The organism is Shewanella sp. MF05956 (assembly GCF_059758055.1).
Window position 1 is genome coordinate 257,139 of record NZ_JCAYNV010000001.1, and the last position, 19,964, is coordinate 277,102.

A 19,964-nucleotide genomic window follows, 5' to 3' on the forward strand; every position below is an offset into this window, starting at 1 on the left:
CTTAATCTGAGTACGAATGAGCAAATGTGCCATTTGGCCCCACCCGCACGTCATCCCTGAGTGCTTGTATCAGGGATCCAGGTGTTTCTTGTCTCTCGTATCTGTGACTTTGGCTATCGCTTTCAAGCGAAAAGCCACCAACATCTGGATTCCGGCTAAAAAGCATTGCCGGAACGACGGAGTAGTAGGCGTTATTGGAATACGAATGAGCAGAAGGCGAAGTAGTGGGCGTTATTTGTGTACGGATGAACTGAAGTCGAAGTAGTGGGCTTAATCTGAGTACGAATGAGCAAATGTGCCATTTGGCCCCAACCGCACGTCATCCCTGAGTGCTTGTATCAGGGATCCAGGTGTTTCTTTGGACCTTCTGTAAAAGCGAAAAGCCAACACCTGGATTCCGGCTAAAAAGCATTGCCGGAACGACGGAGTAGTAGGCGTTATTTGAATACGAATGAGCAGAAGGCGAAGTAGTGGGCGTTATTTGTGTACGGATGAACAGAAGTCGAAGCAGTGGGCTTAATCTGAGTACGAATGAGCAAATGTGCCATTTGGCCCCACCCGCACGTCATCCCTGAGTGCTTGTATCAGGGATCCAGGTGTTTCTTGTCTCTCATATCTGTGAGTTTGGCTATCGCTTTCAAGCGAAAAGCCAACACCTGGATTCCGGCTCAACAGCATTGCCGGAACGACGTGGTAGTGGGCGTTGTTTGTGTAAAAATGCGAAATGAAGGAGTAGCGGGCCTTTCCCGTTTCGAGAAGTGGACCGTGACAATCGACTTATCAGCCTTTAACTTAACGCTCTACTCTTTTGATAACGTAAACTTGCTCACTTGGCGTGACATGTTGCTGGCATCACTGAGTAAGTTGTCGTTAAGCTCTGCGAGTTGTTGCGATATTTCTTGAGTATGATGGTAGATTTCAGTAATTTTCATCGCATTGCGATTCACTTCTTCTGCCACAGCTGACTGCTCATGGGTTGAGGCGGCAATTTGTTCATTCATGTTGTCTATCACCTCAACGTGCTCAGCAATGAGTTTTAGCTCACGACCTGCGTGTTTAGATTCTTCAACGCTTAACTGCGCCTGCGCCTGGCCTCGCTTCATGGCACTAACCGCTATTGTTGCGCCGGACTTTAAGCGTTCGGTCATGTTTTTAATGTCTTCGGTTGAGCTTTGTGAACGCTGCGCGAGCGTGCGAACCTCATCAGCAACAACGGCAAAACCTCGGCCTTGATCGCCGGCCCTTGCCGCTTCAATGGCAGCATTTAGTGCTAATAAATTGGTTTGTTCTGCAATGGAGCTAATCACATCAAGTATGGTCACAATGCTTTGCACATCTGTATCTAAACGGCCTATAGCTTCTGCAGCATCTGCTATTTCATTGGCTAACAGTTGAATAGCATCACCGGTTTTACTGACATCATTTTCGCCGCTTTTGGCCTCAATGTTGGCTTTGGCTGACGCATCAGATGCCTGCACTGCATTGGCGGCAATTTCATGTACTGTTGCACTCATCTGAGTCATGGCAGAAGCGACCTGCTCTGCTTCTGATGAACCTTGTAGCACATCGGTTTGCAATGAGCGTGTATAACCGTTCATTTGCTCAACAGCATTAACCAGATTAACGGCATTGACGCGCACCTGGGTAATGATGTCTTCAAACTCGGCCATCATTTGGTTAAACGCTATTGAAATTTGGCCAAATTCGTCTTCAGATTGATGAGGTAAACGGGTGGTTAAATCAAATTGAGTGCCGGCATGGAGCATTTGCTTGTGCAATACGCTTAAACTGCGATGTAAATAACCCGACACACTCAGGCTCATTACAATGACAAACACTAATGCGAGCAGTAAGAGTAACGCGGTGTAGTACATCTGCTGAGTTGCATTAGTCAGTTTGTCGTGGCTAAGCTGTGTTAAATCATCACCAAATTGTTTTTCAAGTGCTGTTAGTATTGCTATGCGGGCTGTTGATGTTTTAAACCACTCTTCTGGGTTTTGCGCCAACATGGCTGAGGCGTCTTGTGTAAAAGCCAGTTCTCGTAAAGCTTGTACATCTGCCATGGCACTGCTTTGCTGCGCTTGTTTAAAGGCGTTTATATTACTGATATTAGCCGCTGCGATAAATCGCTCGGCATAGGTTTGCTGCTCTGCCACTAAAGTGACAAATTTACGGAATAAACCCGGGGCAAACTCGCTGTTACCAAATGTGGTACTTAATACGGCCCGCTCTATCCCTGCACGCTCTTTTAACTGTAAATAAGCCGCAAACGCTTTGAGGCGCATTGACAGTTCGCTGTCTTGGCTTTGGCTCGCGGCTTCGTCGACCATCGACAGTAATAGCGTGTTCATTTGAGTGTAATAACCGACTTGTTCAGGCACGGTAACCGTGAGGCTGCTAACCTTGTCTCGCATCGTTTTTAGTTGAATTAATGATGAGGCAACTTGATCGTAAGTCGCTTGCAATTGAATAGGGAAGTCATCTTGCTGAGCAAATTGTTTAAAGCGGTTGATTTGGCTATCGGTTTGACCACGCTGCTCAGGCAAATCGTCTTTAAATGATTGCCCTTTTGACCCAATGAAACCAGCGCTCATGCCGCGCTCTTTTTGCAGCTCGTGCACCAGCGCACTATTAATAATGGCGACATTTGATAGTTCTATCACTAACTGAAGTTGCTGCTGGGTGCGGTAATGATTACTCACATACATGCCACCAAATAAGATACTGGTGAGCAAGGGTGGCAATACAAGCAAAGCAAGCTTACGCGAAATTTTAAGGTTACTTATCCATTGCCAATTCATAAAAATCCTTTTTAATTATAGGTGAGTACAATATATCTGAATACAATAATAGTACGACTGAGGTTAACTGATATGATTTATTTTTGTATTACAAATAAATCAAACTCAGACATTGCTCACAGCTAAATTAGCTAACCTCATATTAATTATGAGTAAGTTACCTATTATTAGGTATTAGGTATTAGTTATCACAGCCACACTATTGCTCTAATGCGAGACAAAACTCGCTGATTAATGCCGGCCATTCATTAACATCGTCCATTGCGTTAGCGATGTGTAATGTGGCATTAGGCAGCCACTTTTTTAAGGTAATGGCACTGTCGATGGGATGGGCGGCATCGCCTTCCCAGGCCAAAATAAGTGTCGGAACATCAATACTGGCAAGTTGCGCTGTGGTGGGTAAATCATTGTGGGCCGCTGCAGTAAAGAGTTGATGTAATGTTTGGCGTTTCATCAACTTCAAGCCATCTAGCATGCCTAACACGCTGTGTTTGTGAGCATCGATTAACCAGCTAGGCAACATTTTATCGATATGCTTAGCATTCATTTTTGCAAGGCCCTTACCACCTAATATCCGCGCAGCTTTGGCTATTTTATGGTAATAATCGACTTGTGCAGCCCGGGCTTGCCAGCCTATGGGAGGCGTCATTAACACCAGGCCTTTAACCTTTTCGGGATGGGCTAATGCCGCATACAAACTGGTGGCACTTCCCATAGATTGGCCGCCTAAAATAAGCGGTGTTGCCGCGCGGTAATGATCAGCGACACGGAGCATGTCTGTGGCTAGGTTTGGCCAAAGATAGTCATCAACAGACTGGCTTTGGGTGGATAAACCATGGCCAATGGCGTCGTAACGAATAAGTTGGAGTTTTTTAGGAAATCGATGCCATGCGTATACGCCAATAGCATCTTCGCTTTGCATACAGCCACATAAACCGTGGGCCCACACTAGGCTTTGGCCTTTACCGCTAATGGAACAATTAAACTGATTGATATTAAATTGTTCTGTCATGGCGAGGTAATCTCCTACTTATCCTTTTACGATTTCGATTAATCGATTAATAAACAGTTTGATGGCTTCAACATTATCAAATCTAAATGCTAATCCGTAGTGGGTTTCATTTAAGCCTTTGTATTGCCTTGTCGGAAAACGTGTCATTTGTGCATTGTGATAATAATCGTATTTAGCGTGTACACCGTCAATGGTGGCAAGCTCAGTTGAAAAGACTTCAAATGCTGGACGGATTATCAGCAACGGAATTTTACCTTCAACATGCACATAAACCGGTTCTTTGAGCTCTGGCAACATGTATTCGGTGACATTCTTAATATTAAAATTAGTACGACATTTGAGTTCATTCAAGGTACTAGATGCTTGTTCGAGGGTGATGCTCATGTATTTATCTGCCTGTAATCGTTTAATAGCTTGAGTATATTGATATTCATGCTCTTAAATCAATAATATAAAAAAAGCCCCGAACATAAGTTCAGGGCTTTCATCAATTACTTGGTTGAAAGCGAATCAACTTAACCTTCAATACCTTTGCTTGCTAGGAACTCATCGTAAGTGCCTTTAAAGTCATTAATGCCTTGTGGCGTGACTTCAAGGATACGTGTCGCCAGCGACGATACAAATGCACGGTCATGCGATACGAACATTAACGTCCCTTCGTATTTCTCTAAGGCGTTGTTCAATGACTCAATCGATTCCATATCCATGTGGTTGGTGGGTTCGTCGAGTAATAAAATGTTTGGCTTTTGCATGATAAGTTTACCGAAGTACATACGGCCCTTTTCACCACCCGATAACACTTTAACCGACTTTTTAATGTCGTCTGCACCAAACAGCATGCGGCCTAAAATGCCACGTACAGATTGATCATCATCGTTTTCTTTACGCCATTGGCTCATCCATTCGAACAAGGTCATGTCGTTAGCAAAATCGGCTTCATGATCCTGAGCGTAATAACCAATGTTATTATTTTCAGACCAATGAATGGTGCCTTCATCCTGCGGAATGTCATGCACTAGGGTACGTAACAAGGTGGTTTTACCCACACCGTTTTGACCTAGAATTGCAATGCGCTCACCCACTTCGACCATAAGATCAAATTTGCTGAACAAAGGTGTGTCGTATCCTTTGGCAAGGTTTTCAACAATCAATGCATTACGGAACAATTTCTTTTCTTGTTCGAAACGGATAAACGGGTTAACACGGCTAGAGGCTTTAATGTCATCAAGCTTAATTTTATCAATCTGTTTTGCACGCGATGTGGCTTGTTTCGCTTTAGATGCGTTAGCCGAGAAACGCGCAACGAAGGTTTGTAGCTCAGCAATTTGTGCTTTCTTCTTCGCATTGTCGCTCATTAAGCGTTCACGCGACTGTTGTGCAGCCATCATGTATTCGTCGTAGTTACCAGGGAATACGCGCAGTTCACCGTAATCTAAGTCAGCCATGTGGGTACACACTGAGTTTAAGAAATAACGGTCATGCGAGATGATGATCATGGTGCTATTACGTTGGTTCAACATATCTTGTAACCAACGAATGGTGTCGATGTCCAAGTTGTTGGTTGGTTCGTCTAGGAGTAATAAATCTGGGTCAGAAAACAGGGCTTGCGCTAGCAAGACTCGTAATTTAAAACCTGGGGCGATTTCGCTCATTAAACCAAAATGTTGCTCGGTAGCAATACCGACGCCTAATAGTAAGTCACCCGCGCGAGATTCAGCGGTGTAACCGTCCATTTCAGCAAATTCCATTTCAAGATCAGCTACTTTAATGCCGTCTTCTTCGGTCATTTCAGGCAGTGAATAAATGCGGTCACGCTCTTGCTTCACTTTCCATAATTCACGGTGTCCCATGATCACAGTGTCTACGACAGAAAAGGCTTCGTATGCAAACTGGTCCTGGTTTAGTTTACCCATGCGCTCGTTAACGTCTAACGACACGTTACCGCTTGAAGGCTCTAAATCACCGGCAAGGATTTTCATAAAGGTGGATTTACCACAACCATTCGCGCCAATTAAACCGTAGCGATTACCGCCACCAAATTTGACAGAGAGATTTTCAAACAGTGGCTTAGCGCCAAACTGCATTGTGATGTTAGCTGTTGTAATCAAAATGAAATTCCAAATCGTGTTGTGTGTTTAAACCGATATCACATTATAGCTTAATCGCTCGAGTTGACATCTGTATTACTCAAGTCCGCTCTTAACCAAATGCTAAGCAAATAATAGTGAGATTTAAACTGATATACGGCATCGCCGAAGGGGTAGATATAAAGCGCGACATTGTAAGGATTATTGGCCTATTTATCAACCTAAACCCAATCATAATGCTTTGCTGTTGATGCAATAAAAAAACGCAACAGCAAAGCATTTACAATTTAACGACTTTGTTAACCCTGCAAATAATTCACAATGTAATCTAAGCCACCTGTAATTGCCGCCACTTGCGCATCGTTACATTGTTGCGTCGTGACATGTGGGCTGTCTGGGTACACTTCGGTGGTGGTATTGAAATGATTCAACGTGATACCAGCACATAAGCTCAGCTTTTTAACCGGATAATTAATCACCCCAAACTGTTCAATCGGTACTTCAATTAATTGGCCATTATCATCTGGGGCAATGTGGGTCACTTTGGCCACAGAATCGATAATAGCTTTTTGGAACTCAGGGGTTGGGTTATCACTGTCACCAACCAAATAAAATCCGTCAGGAATAACGCCTTTATCGTACTCAACACCATCACGAGCAGACAATAACGGCCTGAACTCTAACTCATCTGTGTCGGTGGTTTCATGTAAATCAATGTGGGCATACACTTCGCCTAACGTGGCGACAAATGCCATTAATGCTGCTGACTCTTCTGCTGGACTGTTAGCGTAAAAAGAGCGATTAGGATCTATCGCTCGTGGGTTCCAACGGTTAATAGTCTCATAACCCCATGGGCTGACACACGGCGCCACAGCGACATTAAAATACTGACTGTAATACTTGGCTTTAGTGGCTAAAAATTGAATAGCGCCATGTACGCCACTGGTTTCGTAACCGTGCACGCCACCTGTCACTAAAATGGTCTTTTTGTTGCTGTCCCAGTTGTGCGACTTAAAGCCAAATAACGGATACTTGTCAGCGTCATAAGATAATGCGCCGTATTTCACTTGCTCAAACTCGCTTGCCAGTGGAATTAATTTACTGACCACTTCATCTTGGTATGAACGTTTGATGGTAACTTGTGCTAACCATTGGGCTTTCTCAGCATCGGTCCATTTTTGTCCCGGTGTGCCTATTGGGTATACAGTCGAATCTGTCATGAAACCTCTTTTATTTTTAATTAATGTTTATGAGTTAGATTTTGTTTTGGCGAAAATCACCAGGGCAATACCAAACAAAATAATACTGGTGCAAATAATAAGATGAACACTGATTTGCTCGCCGACAAAGATGACGCCACCTATTGCGGCAATCACAGGCACAGAAAGTTGTAATACTGCGGCATGATTGGCACTGAGTCCTCTAAGCGCTTGATACCATAACGCATAGCCCACACCCGAGGCCAACGCACCAGAAAGTATCGCCAGCACAATCCCTTGAGTGCTTAATTGAAATGCTAGCTGTGCCGATTCTGATTGCATTGGTTCGACGGGCATTAACATCGATAATAACCATACGCTGGCAAGCATCAACAATACTAAGGGTAAGGTGCGAATAAAATTGTAACCTGTAGCAAATAATGGCTTAACAGTGCCCTTACCTAACAACGTATAGCCGCCCCAGGCGCAACCACTTATCGCCATGAGCACTAAGCCGGTGATTGATAATGTCTCACTGCCAAGGCTGAGGCTCGGCCACACTAAATAGCCAAAGCCTGCAAACGCCACTAGCGCACCAGTTATCTCAAGAAAATTCAGTCTATGACCTTGCAAATAACTGATAAACATCATGCTAATTTGTACGGCGGCAAATAAGACTAATGCCCCAGTTGCAGTGTCTAGCAGGACATACGCGTACGAAAAACCAATGGCATACACAAACAACAGGCCTGCGGCTAAATAACTGCCATGGGCTTGTATTGGCAATTGATGTTTTGTTGCTAGGCCTTCTGTTGTTGGGTTTTCTTTTGCTGGTTTTTGTGTTGTTCGCCCTTTTGCCGAAGTCAGCAGCATCAATAAGGCCAACATCAATGCACCAGATGCTAATCTGATGGCGGTGAAACTGCTTGGGTCAATGAGTGGCACAGCCTGTTCATTTGACAATGCAAGCCGACAAAATACTGAGTTAGCCGCAAACGCGATTAATGCGATTAAGGTATAACATGTCAGTGCGGTGCGAGATAGCGGCGTGGCAGAAACCATAAGTTAACCTTACTGATAGTGAGTTACTTAGATGACTTTCTAAAGCTGAATTTACTCGCAAACCAGCTGATCACCGCCACCTGTTGTACGTGACTCAAGCCAAAATACACACAAATCCATGGAGAGATCAGTAAGAACCACGGCAATGCAGCGGTGGATCGCCCCGAAAACAGCAGATACAAAAAGCCGCCATAAATAATCACCACGCCTAGGATCCCCACGATAAGCATGATTTTTTTGAGTATGAGTTCGAGTTTTGCCACGTGATTAATCCCTAAAAGTAAAAAAGTCACGCCGAGCTAATACACATTGTATTAGCTCGGCGTGACAGCATCATAACAAACTGTAAACCCAATACCACTGTTCTATAAGCGAATACCGCCGTCAATTTCAAATACACGGCCGTTTACATAATCATTTTCAATGATAAAGCGAACCGTTGATGCGATTTCTTCAGGTTGACCTAGCCGCCCTACTGGCACCATTTTCTCTAAACGCTCTAATGCCTCTGGCTTCATGGCCGCGGTCATTTCAGTGGCAATCACACCCGGCGCCACAGCAGCGCTGCGGATGTTGTATCGCGCTAACTCTTTAGCCCAGCCAACAGACATCGCGGCAACACCGGCTTTAGACGCTGAATAATTTGATTGACCCATGTTGCCCGATTTAGCCAGACTAGAGATGTTAATGATCACTCCTGCTTGCTTGGTTTCAATCATGGCAGCCGCGGCTTCACGGCCACATAAAAAACTGCCGGTTAAGTTAACATTGATAACCGATTGAAACTGCTGATACGACATACGGTCGGTGACAACGCCATCTTTGGCTTTAACCATTAAGCCATCACGTAAAATGCCCGCGTTATTGATAAGCACATTTACTTGGCCAAAGTCTTCAACGATATACTTAAAGCCCGCCACAACATCTTCTTCGTCGGTAATGTCTAACGCATAACCTTGTACTTCAGTTGTCGTGCCTAAATCAGCACAAGCTTGCTCGAGCTTAGTTTGGTCAACATCGATAAGCGCCAATTTAGCCCCTTTGGCAGCTAAATCATGGGCCATCGCCAGACCTAAACCACCTGCTCCGCCAGTAATGACGACAACCTTATCTTTTAATTCCATCAACTGAATCCTTTATTTTTTCTTTGAAAACTGTTCAAAAATACTCGAAAAATCACGACTGCCATTGCCTTGACGCGCATGGTTAATATACAAACTGCGTGCAAGTGAGCCCATCGGTGTGCTCGAGTTAGAGGCTAATGCCGCCTCTTGCGACAAGCCTAAATCTTTTACCATGAGGTCGACCATAAAGCCGCCTTGATACCCTTTCGACGACGGCACGTTTTCCATCACATCTGGACATGGATTGTACTTTTCGAGTGTCCAGTTACCGCCGCTGCTGACTTTCATGATATCAGACAACACTTTAGGATCTAAGCCATTATCTAAACCTAATTGTAATGATTCGCTAGTGCCGACCATTAACACAGATAACAACATGTTATTACAAATCTTGGCAATTTGCCCTGCACCCACAGCACCCGCATGGAAAATATTGCCGCCCATGACCGTTAATACGGTTTGCGCTTGAGTGTAGGCGACATCTGAGCCGCCACATATAAAGGTCAAGGTACCTGCTGCTGCGCCTGCGGTACCGCCAGATACCGGCGCATCCATAAATTCAAGGCCTTTTTCGGCAGCTTTTGCGCCCACTAAACGTGCACTGTCGGCATCGATGGTCGAACAATCAATTAATAATGTCTGTTTAGAGACCACATCAAGCAGGCCTTTATTATTGTCATCACCAATATATAAACCCCGTACATGCTTGCCTGCAGGCAACATGGTAATCACAAAGTCTGCTGATGCTGCTGCGCCGCAAGCCGTTTTAGCACTGAGTGCACCTTGTGAGGTTAACGCTTCGACTGCGAGCGGATTTAAATCAAATACAGTCACGGTCATGCCGGCTTTAATTAAATTGACCGCCATCGGGCCGCCCATGTTACCTAAACCAATAAATGCTACAGTTGCCATGATAATAATCCTTATTAAGTAAAGTCAGCTAATGGGTGGTTTTTGGCGTCCCAAGGGGATGTGGTCAGTTGGTCTATTCGGCTTTGTTCTACGGCTTCAACATCGCTAAATAACCATTTAGGTTGGCGGTCTTTATCAATCAGTAACGCCCGAACCCCTTCGCAAAAATCCCCTATTGAGCAACAATTCACGCTGACACCAAGCTCCCATTGAAAACATTGCGCTAAACTGAGTTCAGTGCCTAATTGGGCTTGAGCAAAAATTAAATGCCAGCTGATTGGGCTACCCGCTAAGGCGGTTTTCTGGGCTCGTTGTAGCCATTCAAGCTCAGTATTTAAGGTCGATAATTGATGATGAACATCTAAAATATCGCCCGCCATTAATAAATCGATTTGAGTTTGAAATTGCTGTAAGTGACTGTCTGGTAGCGTTGCTAAATGCGGCTCAGTCATCGTGGTGAGTAAATCACTTAACAACTGATGATTACGCTGACTGTCTTGGCTCCAGTTAAGCTCAGCCATGGCGTCGAACAATGGCTCTTGTTCATCGCTCGGTAGATAATGATTTCCCAACTCAACATATAAGGCATCGGCGGCGTTCATGTTGTAGGCGGTAAGGCCTAAAAATAGCCCGGTTTTGCCTGGCATGCGGTTTAAAAAGTAACTGCCACCGACATCAGGATATAAACCAATGGTGACTTCTGGCATCGCGATTCGACTGCGCTCAGTCACAATACGATGACTGCCGCCGGCCATTAAGCCTAAACCGCCACCCATGACAATACCGTCGCCCCACACTAAAACGGGTTTACCAAACTGATGGAGTAAGTAATCCAGCTGGTATTCTTGGGTAAAGAAACCACACGCTTCATCGGTAATGGTGTTGGGATTAGCAATAGATGCATGGTAAATAGCACGCACATCTCCACCAGCGCAAAATGCTTTTTCGCCCGCACCTTGTAGCACCACACACGCAATGCTGTCGTCGTTTTGCCAGTGGGTTAATTGAGTTTGCATCGCGGCAACCATATCGAGGGTTAACGCATTGAGCGCTTTTTCAATATTAAGGGTCACAATGCCAATTGATTGGCCAGAGAGTGTGCCGAGTGTTTGAAATATTACATCTTGAGTCATTAGCAGTTCTTCCAGATTGCGGCGCGTTTTTGTAAAAAGGCGTTCACACCTTCAGCTTGATCTTCAGTATCAAATAGCCCGACAAACAATTCGCGCTCAAGCGGCAGGGCTTGAGTGCGCGGCATGTATCGCCCAGCTTGAATTAAAGTTTTACACACACTTACACTACTCGGTGACTGTTTAGCGACTTTGGCAGCTAAGGCAACGGCAGCATCTAGTGCCTGGCCTTTTTCGACTACTTCTTCAACTAGGCCAATTTTTTCTGCTTTAGCAGCATCAATACGTTCGCCACATAAAATCATGCGTTTTGCCCAGCCTTCACCCACTAATGCGGTGAGGTTTTGCGTGCCACCTGCACAAGGTAGTAATCCCACGGTAGCTTCAGGCAGTGCCATTTGCGCTTGGGCTTCGGCAATGCGTAAATCGCAGGCTAACGCGACCTCTAGGCCACCACCCATGGTGTAACCGTTAATGGCGGCAATGGACACACCACGAAACGAACTTAAAGTTTCAAAGGCTTCGCCAAAATGTTTTGCCATGGTCGCTGCATTGCCTTTATCGCCATCGGCAAATAAATTTAAATCGGCACCTGCTGAAAAGAACTTTTCACCTTGACCTGTGATCACTAAGGCATAAATATCTTTATTTTGATTCAGCTTGATAATGGTTTGCTTTAATAACTGTAAGCTGTCTGCTGTCCAGGTATTGGCTGGCGGGTTGTTAAGCGTCAAAATGGCCGTGTGACCAATAATATGCTCAATTAATGCGGTGTGGGTTGTCATCATTTACTGTCCTTAGTTTAGGGCTAGTGAGTCGCGAGAGTATCAACGCATTACAGAATTGGGTGAGCATCACTGGCAAGTAAACGACGAGCAATAATCAGGCGCATAATTTCGTTAGTGCCTTCTAAAATCTGATGCACGCGCACATCGCGGAAGTGACGCTCAAGCGGATACTCGCGGATATAACCGTAACCACCATGGATTTGCAGCGCGCCGTCACATACTTGAAAACCTACATCGGTCGCAAAGCGTTTGGCCATGGCGCAATAGGCGCTGGCTTCTGGGTCTTGGGTGTCGAGTTTAAATGCCGCTAAACGCACCATTTGGCGGGCAGCAACCAACTCTGTTGCCATGTCGGCTAATTTAAATTGCAGTGCTTGGAACGCCGCTAACGGTTTGCCAAATTGCTTACGCTCGTTCATGTATTGTGTCGCGCGCGTTAATGCGGCCTGCGCAGTACCAATTGAACATGTGGCAATATTGATGCGTCCGCCGTCGAGCCCTTTCATGGCAAAAGTAAAACCCTGGCCTTCTTCACCGAGTAAGTTAGCGGCAGGCACGCGCACGTTTTCAAAGCTGATCAGTCTTGTAGGTTGAGCATTCCAGCCCATTTTATCTTCCGCTTTACCATAAGTGACTCCAGCAGCATCAGCTGGCACCGCAATGGCAGAAATCCCTTTAGGGCCTGCTTCGCCGGTACGGCACATCACCACGAGCAATTCAGTTTCACCGGCACCAGAGATAAACATTTTTGAACCGGTAATGAGATAATCATCACCATCACGCACGGCTTTGGTTTGCAACGATGCTGCATCACTGCCAGCACCTGGCTCAGTTAAACAGTAAGATGCTAATAATTGCCCTGTGGTTAAGCCTTCTGACCATTGTTTACGTAAGGTTTCGGTGCCCCAGGTGGTCACCATCCAGGTCGCCATATTATGAATGGTTAACATGGCTGTTGTAGCGGTACAACCGTGGGCTAATTCTTCAAAAATAATTGACGCATCTAAACGAGATAAGCCCATGCCGCCTTCTGACTCTGGCGAGTACAAAGAACAGAAACCCAGCTCTCCGGCTTTTTGTATCACGTCTTTAGGAAAGTGATGTTCTTCGTCCCATTTTGCAGCAAATGGCGCAAGTTCTTCGGCTGAGAATTGACGAGCTAAATCAGCAAATTGGCGTTGGTCTTCGTTTAAATTAAAATCCATGCTGGACTCCTAATATTGTCTTAGATGACTCTTGGGTCATTTAGTCACTTGCTCACTGCAGCTTAAGTTGCTTGGCCATTATGTAAGGGAAAACAATGGTGTGAATCAAGATAGTCTTGTTGTATTTCGATTAGATTGTCGCGATATATCGATGATGTATCGCGACAAATGGTGACTCATCACAGCACACTTATTTTAAGTTAATGCTCATGTTAGGGCCGCTAACGGCTTCTGAGTCAAACCAACGAGTGGTGATGGTTTTAGTTTCAGTGCAAAAACGCACCGCTTGCTTACCATAGGCGTGTTGGTCGCCATAGAAACTGCCTTTCCAACCGGTAAATGAGAAGAACGGTAATGGCACAGGGATAGGCACGTTAATGCCCACTTGACCCACTTCAATTTCATGTTGGTACTTACGCGCTGCGCCGCCTGATGCAGTAAAGATTGACGTGCCGTTGCCGTATGGGCTGTTGTTCACAAGCTCAATCGCATCGTCTAATGTTTCAGCTTCCATACAACACAGTACAGGGCCAAAAATCTCTTCTTTGTAAATGCTCATGTCGGTAGTGACATTGGTGAACATAGTTGGACCAACCCAGTTACCAGACTCATAACCTTCAAGGGTAAAGTCGCTACCATCGAGTAAGCAATCGGCACCTTCTGCTTTGCCCTGGGCGATGAGTTTTAACACGCGCTCTTTGGCTGCAGGGCTGATGACAGGGCCGTAAGCGGCGTCTTTGTCATCCCATAAACCTGGACGCACTTTGGCAAGCGCCTCTTTTAACTCAGGGATCCACTCTTTAGCTTTACCGACAAATACTGCCACTGAAATGGCCATACAGCGTTGACCTGCAGCGCCAACCGAAGCGCCGACCATGTTGTTGATCACTTGCTGCTTGTTTGCATCAGGCATGATCACGCAGTGGTTTTTAGCACCCGCAAAGGCTTGCACACGTTTTAGATTGTCAGTACCTGTTTTATAAATGTATTGACCAACGCCCACTGAACCGACAAATGAAATCGCTTTAATGGCTGGATCTCTTAACAAAATATCAACGGCGGTTTTGTCGCCATGAATAAGCTGCAACACGCCTTTTGGCGCACCCGCTTCAACAAACAATTCAACTAAACGCTGTGGCGTCATTGGATCTTGTTCAGACGGTTTTAAAATAAAGGTGTTACCGCAGGCAATCGATAACGGGAACATCCATAATGGGATCATGGCAGGAAAGTTAAACGGGGTAATACCCGCACACACGCCAAGCGGTTGTGTATAGCTGTAGGTATCGATATTACGCGCGACGTTTTCAACGGTTTCGCCCATCATTAACGATGCAACATTACAGGCATGCTCAGCGACTTCAATGCCGCGCCATACATCGCCTTTAGCGTCTTCAAATGTTTTACCGGTTTCTTGCGCCAAAATGGTCGCTAATTCGTCGTGATGTTCTTTGAGCAAATGTTGGTAACGCAACATGACGCGCGCACGCTCAGACACAGGCACTTCTTTCCAGGTCTTAAACGCTTCTTTGGCGCTGTGAATAGCCAATTCGACTTCTGCTGTTGTCGCGCAATTAATTTTTGCGATAACGCTGTTATTAGCTGGGTTGGTCACATCGATATTGCGATCGCCGCTGCCAAAAGTGAATTCGCCATCAATGTAATGCTTAACTTGTGTGATCATGTTGCTTCCCTCGATCCTTGAATATCGTTAGTGAGCTAGGCCCACTCGTATTGAGTGACTGCACAGGTGATGCGATTATTTTGCTTGTCAGTCTCACATGTTATGTGGCTGCATTTGCCTCTACCTGTACAGTGGTCTTGTCGAACTTAATCTTTTTAAACTTAGTCTTACATAGTCTTGTCTAATTTAATCTTGTCTAGCTTAATCTTGTCTAGCTTGCTTAAACCTCAATCGCCATGGCTGTGGCTTCGCCGCCGCCAATACAAAGCGAGGCAACACCACGCTTAAGCCCTTGAGCTTTTAACGCATAAATCAATGTGACTAACAAACGTGCGCCCGAACAACCAATTGGATGACCTAAAGCACATGCACCGCCGTTAATGTTGACTTTGTTGGCGTCTAACCCTAACTCAGATATTGCTAGCATGGTCACCATGGCAAATGCTTCGTTAATTTCATAAAGGTCGACGTCATCTTTGCTCCACTGCACTTTTTCGAACAGTTTTTGCATTGCGCCTACTGGAGCCGTTGTGAACAACGATGGTTCTTGTGAGTGGGTGGTGTGGCCTTTAATGGTGGCCATAACGGTTAAACCTAATTCGCTTGCTTTAGCGCGAGTCATTAACATTAATGCTGCGGCGCCATCTGAAATTGAACTTGAGTTAGCTGCGGTAATGGTGCCGTCTTTGGTAAATGCTGGGCGTAACGTGGGGATTTTTTCAGGGCGGGCATTACCCGGCTGTTCATCTATCTCAACCGTCACGTCGCCACGACGGGTACTTATGGTGACAGGCACGACTTCGTCTTTAAATGCGCCAGAGTTAATCGCTGCATTGGCTTTTTCGAGTGAGCTTAATGCAAAAGCATCCATTTGCTCACGCGTTAGGCCAAAGTCATCGGCAGTTTTCTGGGCAAAAGTGCCCATTGCACCGCCGGTATAAGCATCTTCAAGACCATCTAAAAACATATGGTCCATTACTTTGCCATGGCCCATACGCATCCCACCACGGGCTTTGTCGAGTAAGTATGGCGCTTGGCTCATGCTTTCCATGCCGCCCGCAACAACCACTTGGCTGCTGCCAGCTTTAATTAAATCGTGCGCTAACATCACGGTTTTCATACCTGAGCCACACACTTTGTTTACTGTTGTTGCGCCAACGCTTAATGGCAAGCCTGCACCCAATGTTGCCTGTCGAGCGGGTGCTTGACCCAACCCCGCGGGCAATACACAGCCCATTAGCACTTCATCTACGCTGTCGCCGCTTATGCCAGTTTGTGCCAAAAGGCCTTTAATCGCGGCAGCCGCTAATACTGGAGAAGCGACCTCAGACAGTGCACCCTGAAACCCACCCATTGGTGTACGTTTCGCGGCAACAATAACGATATCTTGACCTGTTTGCTCTGTACTCATAACCACTCCAATTTTGTACGCATAGAAAATATCAAAAACAATATCACACCACTTTGACGTTGACGCTAACGTAAAGCAAGTAAAAAATGGTCAAAAATGTGATGTTAATCAGATGCGGTTGTCATTGCAGATTTACACTTGATAGAAAACGAGATGAAATTCTAGATAACATTCTGTTTATATTGATATAAAATACAGGCCACCTTGGTCGCGCTAGTGATTATAGCCAAGGTTAAACTTTAGTCTACTGAGGTTTATAATAAGAGGTTATTGTGGTTAAAAACAAAAAAAGCCGCGATACCTTAAGGTATGACGGCTTTTGGATTATGAGTGGCTGATTATGGTTTTTTGTTTTCCCATGGTGTTTTTGCGCTCATGTCGTTTAAGTCATACGGCGTTAACTGATACACATAATAATTAAGCCAATTACTGACTAACAAACTACCATGGCTATGCCAACGCGCTATTGGGTCTTGAGCGGGGTCGTTATTACGATAGTAGTTTTGCGGAATGTCTGGATTTAATCCCTGGCCTAAATCGCGAGTGTATTCATCGTTAAGGGTGTCTTTTTGATATTCAGGATGACCCATGACAAATAAATTACGATTGTCACGGCTGATCGCAATATAGGCACCGGCTTCATCAGACTCGGCCAACACTTCAACCTCTGGGTGTTGACGTAACTCTTCAACATTCATCTCAGCAAATCGTGAGTGCGGCGCATAAAATTCATCGTCAAAACCACGCAACAACGGGTGTGGGTCGCTGGTGCGACTGTGATTAAATACGCCAGAGCGTTTATTTTGCAGTAGCTGACGCTTTAAGCCATACAAATGATATAAGCCAGCATGAGCCGCCCAGCATAAAAAAAGTACCGAGGTGACATGATTTTGCGACCAGTCGATAATTTCGCGAATATGATCCCAGTACACCACATCTTTAAAATCGATTTGTCCAAGCGGTGCGCCGGTAATGATTAAGCCGTCATAATTGTTATGACGGACCTCTTCAAAATCACGGTAAAAAGTATTCATGTGGTCGACTGAGGTATGCTTTGATTCTTTGTCGTGAATACGCAGCAAATCAACTCCAACCTGCAATGGCGTATTACCCAACAATCGCAGCAATTGAGTTTCGGTCTCAATTTTGTTTGGCATTAAATTCAAGATCAGCACCCGCATCGGACGAATGTCCTGATTGGCGGCGCGGGTTTCAGACATCACGAAAATATTTTCTGACTCTAAAATACCTGCTGCGGGAAGATTATCTGGAATTCGAACCGGCATACGACTCACCTTTTTGGGTTAATTAAACACAGACCATGTGTGTAGTGATAAATAAATAGGCAACGTGCTGTAAATCAATATGTTTCACCGATCACAGTTTCAGCATTCTGCAAAAAAGCTAACTGAGCACACCAAGCTGATGTCGTTAGCGATACAGATTAACGCTAGACCTTGATAACACGCGATATAAGCAATAGTCACACAAGCACTCATTGATGTCATCAATCATACACAAGGATGTCTAGAAGTCTACACGTCTTAAGTTGAATTTTTTTCTCTCTTGTTATCAAACGAGGTTATTCCTATTATGAGCCATTGATAATCATGAGGTTAACTATGTCTGTCGCGACAGCAATGATCATTGGTGCAGGCTCTCAACTCAGCCAGGCGCTAGCCAAGCAATTATCGGCACAACAAGTGTCTTTAGTGCTTTTTGTGCATGACCCTGAATCACTCAAACAATTTGCTCAAAGCCTTCCTGGCGAGGTCAGCGTTTATCCGCTCGCCATTGACCAGCCACCAATGTTAATTGAACAGCTTAATCAAGCGTGGAAGCAACATAATGGCGCTCATTTAGTGATAGTGAACACTGGGGTAAACGAATACGACCCTACGCTACCCTGGTCTATTGACCAACAGGCTATTAACGTTAATGTAATGGGGTTTGCAGCGGCCAGCCAATGTGTTTTTAAATTGATGTGTGAGCAAGGCTACGGTCAATTAGCCGCAATTAACTCCATTGCAGGGCAACGCGGTGGTCCCAATGTGGCCTACCACGCCTCTAAAGCCTTTGCAGCAAATTACCTGCAAGGGTTGAGCATGCATGCACAGCGCTTAAAGTTGCCGGTAACGATTAGCGATATTCAATTAGGCTTATTTGATAAAGCGGTGCACTTAAATACTCAATTACTCCTGTCGCCCATTGATAAAGTGGCAACGCAAATACTAACCGCACTGAAAAAGGGAAAGCGCCGCGTATATGTCACTAAACGTTGGCGTCTTGTGGCATGGATAAACCGCATACTGCCCGAATATATTTATAATACTCGCCATTGGAAACCGAAAAAGAAACGCGGTTAACTTTACGCTTGGTTAATCTTGATGGCACAAAACAAAACAGGAACCTAAAAGGTTCCTGTTTTTGTCTCTACGATATCATACCAATTCTATTAATTATGTGACCAATCAGAGTCACTCAGATTGTTCAGTTTGAGGCGCATTGTTGAAATAATGGTATAAGTCGTTAGAAGGTATAACCGACGCTAATCATATAAACCCAAGGGTCGATATCGGTTTCAACCACCACATGATCTGCCCCCATATCAAAGCTCACATCTGTAGAAATTTGCGCATACCATACCGACGCGTTCACGAGCCATTTTTTATCAATCTGGTAATCAATCCCGACCTGCGCCGCAACACCCCAAGAGTTAGACATCGACAGATTATCTAGGCCTAAATCTTTGGCATCTTGATTAAAGTCATTGTCAAAAAAGTTAGTAAAGTTAACCCCTACCCCAACATATGGACGCAGTACAGACTGTGCATCACCAAAATAATACTGAGCAACTAATGTAGGTGGTAAGTGTTTAGCGTTCGCTATAACGCCTAACTCACCTAAGGACACATCATGGCTAAATGGCGTTGCTGCTAATAACTCAACGGCAATGTTGTCGGTCAGCATATAACCAAAGTTAAGGCCTAATTGCGTGTTGTTATCAACGGTAAACTCTGCGACACCAGCAACAACAGGACTTGATTCGTTAGGCGCTACCGTTGCACTACCCGCACGAACAATTATGTCACCCGCTTGATGCGCTGCAGCACCAAAAGATAAGCCAGCAGATAGTAATGATGCAGCAACTAAACCTAGGGTAATTTTCTTATTCATTTTCAAACTCCATGACAACAATAAATAGATGTAAGCCTGTAACATCCTTAACAATTGCCGCTAACCTACCTAAGTTATTCATTAACAATATTGATTTAGATCAATAAAATTGCACTACCCCTATTGAGGTAGCATATTGCATGTCTCGAGCTTGATTTAGATCACAAAACGATCAGCAAAATAGACTAAAGATGCATTTATAAGTTAGCTTATGCGATGAAGATCATGGGCTTATGGCTGAATGGAATGTAAATGTTGAAAACACATGATGCCATAGCAAATCGTCATATTGAGTGAATGTGATATGGCATGATTGGGTCATGCAACCATCGCTAACTAGCGAGTTAGCGATGGTTTGAAAGTGGGATTTAA

17 protein-coding genes are annotated in these 19,964 nt (G+C 44.9%); 1 reads left to right on the plus strand and 16 read right to left on the minus strand.

The genetic code is table 11. The features are described 5' to 3' along the window. Positions 1-800 precede the first annotated feature (800 nt). From AC19MX_RS01035 to metA, 15 genes are all read right to left on the minus strand, one after another. Complete coding sequence (locus AC19MX_RS01035) at positions 801-2,801, minus strand: methyl-accepting chemotaxis protein (RefSeq protein WP_432401344.1); 2,001 nt, start codon at positions 2,799-2,801, stop codon at positions 801-803. A 199-nt stretch (positions 2,802-3,000) separates the two neighbouring features. Next, positions 3,001-3,813 (minus strand): alpha/beta fold hydrolase, encoded by an 813-nt coding sequence (locus tag AC19MX_RS01040; protein ID WP_432401346.1) that lies wholly within the window; start codon positions 3,811-3,813, stop codon positions 3,001-3,003. A gap of 18 nt (positions 3,814-3,831) precedes the next feature. After that, positions 3,832-4,197: a hypothetical protein gene (locus tag AC19MX_RS01045; protein ID WP_188956682.1), complete on the minus strand. Its 366-nt coding sequence runs from the start codon at positions 4,195-4,197 to the stop codon at positions 3,832-3,834. Positions 4,198-4,328: 131 nt separating this feature from the next. Further along, positions 4,329-5,921, minus strand: coding sequence for an ABC-F family ATPase (locus AC19MX_RS01050; protein ID WP_432401348.1), 1,593 nt, complete (start codon positions 5,919-5,921; stop codon positions 4,329-4,331). Between the two features lie 278 nt (positions 5,922-6,199). Then, positions 6,200-7,120 (minus strand): M14 family metallopeptidase, encoded by a 921-nt coding sequence (locus tag AC19MX_RS01055; protein ID WP_432401350.1) that lies wholly within the window; start codon positions 7,118-7,120, stop codon positions 6,200-6,202. 27 nt (positions 7,121-7,147) lie between these two features. Next, on the minus strand, positions 7,148-8,161 hold the full coding sequence (locus AC19MX_RS01060) for a DMT family transporter (RefSeq protein WP_432401352.1): 1,014 nt from the start codon (positions 8,159-8,161) through the stop codon (positions 7,148-7,150). A 23-nt stretch (positions 8,162-8,184) separates the two neighbouring features. Continuing rightward, on the minus strand, positions 8,185-8,391 hold the full coding sequence (locus AC19MX_RS01065; RefSeq protein WP_432401544.1) for a hypothetical protein: 207 nt from the start codon (positions 8,389-8,391) through the stop codon (positions 8,185-8,187). A gap of 135 nt (positions 8,392-8,526) precedes the next feature. Beyond that, on the minus strand, positions 8,527-9,285 hold the full coding sequence (locus tag AC19MX_RS01070; RefSeq protein ID WP_432401354.1) for an SDR family oxidoreductase: 759 nt from the start codon (positions 9,283-9,285) through the stop codon (positions 8,527-8,529). A gap of 12 nt (positions 9,286-9,297) precedes the next feature. Further along, positions 9,298-10,197 (minus strand): 3-hydroxyisobutyrate dehydrogenase, encoded by a 900-nt coding sequence (mmsB, locus tag AC19MX_RS01075; RefSeq protein WP_432401356.1) that lies wholly within the window; start codon positions 10,195-10,197, stop codon positions 9,298-9,300. A gap of 14 nt (positions 10,198-10,211) precedes the next feature. Continuing rightward, a complete protein-coding gene (locus tag AC19MX_RS01080; RefSeq protein WP_432401358.1) occupies positions 10,212-11,330 on the minus strand; it encodes an enoyl-CoA hydratase/isomerase family protein in 1,119 nt (372 codons plus the stop codon). Continuing rightward, positions 11,330-12,112, minus strand: a complete 783-nt coding sequence (locus AC19MX_RS01085; RefSeq protein WP_432401546.1) for an enoyl-CoA hydratase — start codon at positions 12,110-12,112, stop codon at positions 11,330-11,332. The genes AC19MX_RS01080 and AC19MX_RS01085 overlap by 1 nt, the downstream gene beginning before the upstream one ends. Before the next feature lie 50 nt (positions 12,113-12,162). Continuing rightward, positions 12,163-13,320 (minus strand): acyl-CoA dehydrogenase family protein, encoded by a 1,158-nt coding sequence (locus AC19MX_RS01090; RefSeq protein ID WP_432401360.1) that lies wholly within the window; start codon positions 13,318-13,320, stop codon positions 12,163-12,165. A 190-nt stretch (positions 13,321-13,510) separates the two neighbouring features. Next, positions 13,511-15,004, minus strand: a complete 1,494-nt coding sequence (locus AC19MX_RS01095; RefSeq protein WP_432401362.1) for a CoA-acylating methylmalonate-semialdehyde dehydrogenase — start codon at positions 15,002-15,004, stop codon at positions 13,511-13,513. 220 nt (positions 15,005-15,224) lie between these two features. Then, positions 15,225-16,415: a thiolase family protein gene (locus AC19MX_RS01100; RefSeq protein ID WP_432401364.1), complete on the minus strand. Its 1,191-nt coding sequence runs from the start codon at positions 16,413-16,415 to the stop codon at positions 15,225-15,227. A gap of 338 nt (positions 16,416-16,753) precedes the next feature. After that, positions 16,754-17,701, minus strand: a complete 948-nt coding sequence (metA, locus tag AC19MX_RS01105; protein ID WP_432401366.1) for a homoserine O-succinyltransferase MetA — start codon at positions 17,699-17,701, stop codon at positions 16,754-16,756. 336 nt (positions 17,702-18,037) lie between these two features. Between metA and AC19MX_RS01110 the strand changes: the two genes are divergently transcribed. Continuing rightward, positions 18,038-18,781: an SDR family NAD(P)-dependent oxidoreductase gene (locus AC19MX_RS01110; protein ID WP_432401368.1), complete on the plus strand. Its 744-nt coding sequence runs from the start codon at positions 18,038-18,040 to the stop codon at positions 18,779-18,781. A gap of 163 nt (positions 18,782-18,944) precedes the next feature. On the opposite strand, the gene ompW is transcribed toward AC19MX_RS01110, so the two are convergent. Then, positions 18,945-19,592: an outer membrane protein OmpW gene (ompW, locus tag AC19MX_RS01115; protein WP_432401370.1), complete on the minus strand. Its 648-nt coding sequence runs from the start codon at positions 19,590-19,592 to the stop codon at positions 18,945-18,947. Between the last annotated feature and the right edge of the window lie 372 nt (positions 19,593-19,964).

Bases quoted from the DNA above. Each gene is read 5' to 3' on its own strand.
- AC19MX_RS01080 (WP_432401358.1), bottom strand. From the start codon at position 11,330: ATGACTCAAGATGTAATATTTCAAACACTCGGCACACTCTCTGGCCAA.
- metA (WP_432401366.1), bottom strand. From the start codon at position 17,701: ATGCCGGTTCGAATTCCAGATAATCTTCCCGCAGCAGGTATTTTAGAG.
- AC19MX_RS01085 (WP_432401546.1), bottom strand. From the start codon at position 12,112: ATGACAACCCACACCGCATTAATTGAGCATATTATTGGTCACACGGCC.
- AC19MX_RS01070 (WP_432401354.1), bottom strand. From the start codon at position 9,285: ATGGAATTAAAAGATAAGGTTGTCGTCATTACTGGCGGAGCAGGTGGT.
- AC19MX_RS01045 (WP_188956682.1), bottom strand. From the start codon at position 4,197: ATGAGCATCACCCTCGAACAAGCATCTAGTACCTTGAATGAACTCAAA.
- AC19MX_RS01040 (WP_432401346.1), bottom strand. From the start codon at position 3,813: ATGACAGAACAATTTAATATCAATCAGTTTAATTGTTCCATTAGCGGT.
- ompW (WP_432401370.1), bottom strand. From the start codon at position 19,592: ATGAATAAGAAAATTACCCTAGGTTTAGTTGCTGCATCATTACTATCT.
- AC19MX_RS01100 (WP_432401364.1), bottom strand. From the start codon at position 16,415: ATGAGTACAGAGCAAACAGGTCAAGATATCGTTATTGTTGCCGCGAAA.
- AC19MX_RS01065 (WP_432401544.1), bottom strand. From the start codon at position 8,391: ATGCTTATCGTGGGGATCCTAGGCGTGGTGATTATTTATGGCGGCTTT.
- AC19MX_RS01035 (WP_432401344.1), bottom strand. From the start codon at position 2,801: ATGAATTGGCAATGGATAAGTAACCTTAAAATTTCGCGTAAGCTTGCT.
- AC19MX_RS01095 (WP_432401362.1), bottom strand. From the start codon at position 15,004: ATGATCACACAAGTTAAGCATTACATTGATGGCGAATTCACTTTTGGC.
- AC19MX_RS01060 (WP_432401352.1), bottom strand. From the start codon at position 8,161: ATGGTTTCTGCCACGCCGCTATCTCGCACCGCACTGACATGTTATACC.
- AC19MX_RS01110 (WP_432401368.1), top strand. From the start codon at position 18,038: ATGTCTGTCGCGACAGCAATGATCATTGGTGCAGGCTCTCAACTCAGC.
- AC19MX_RS01055 (WP_432401350.1), bottom strand. From the start codon at position 7,120: ATGACAGATTCGACTGTATACCCAATAGGCACACCGGGACAAAAATGG.
- AC19MX_RS01090 (WP_432401360.1), bottom strand. From the start codon at position 13,320: ATGGATTTTAATTTAAACGAAGACCAACGCCAATTTGCTGATTTAGCT.
- mmsB (WP_432401356.1), bottom strand. From the start codon at position 10,197: ATGGCAACTGTAGCATTTATTGGTTTAGGTAACATGGGCGGCCCGATG.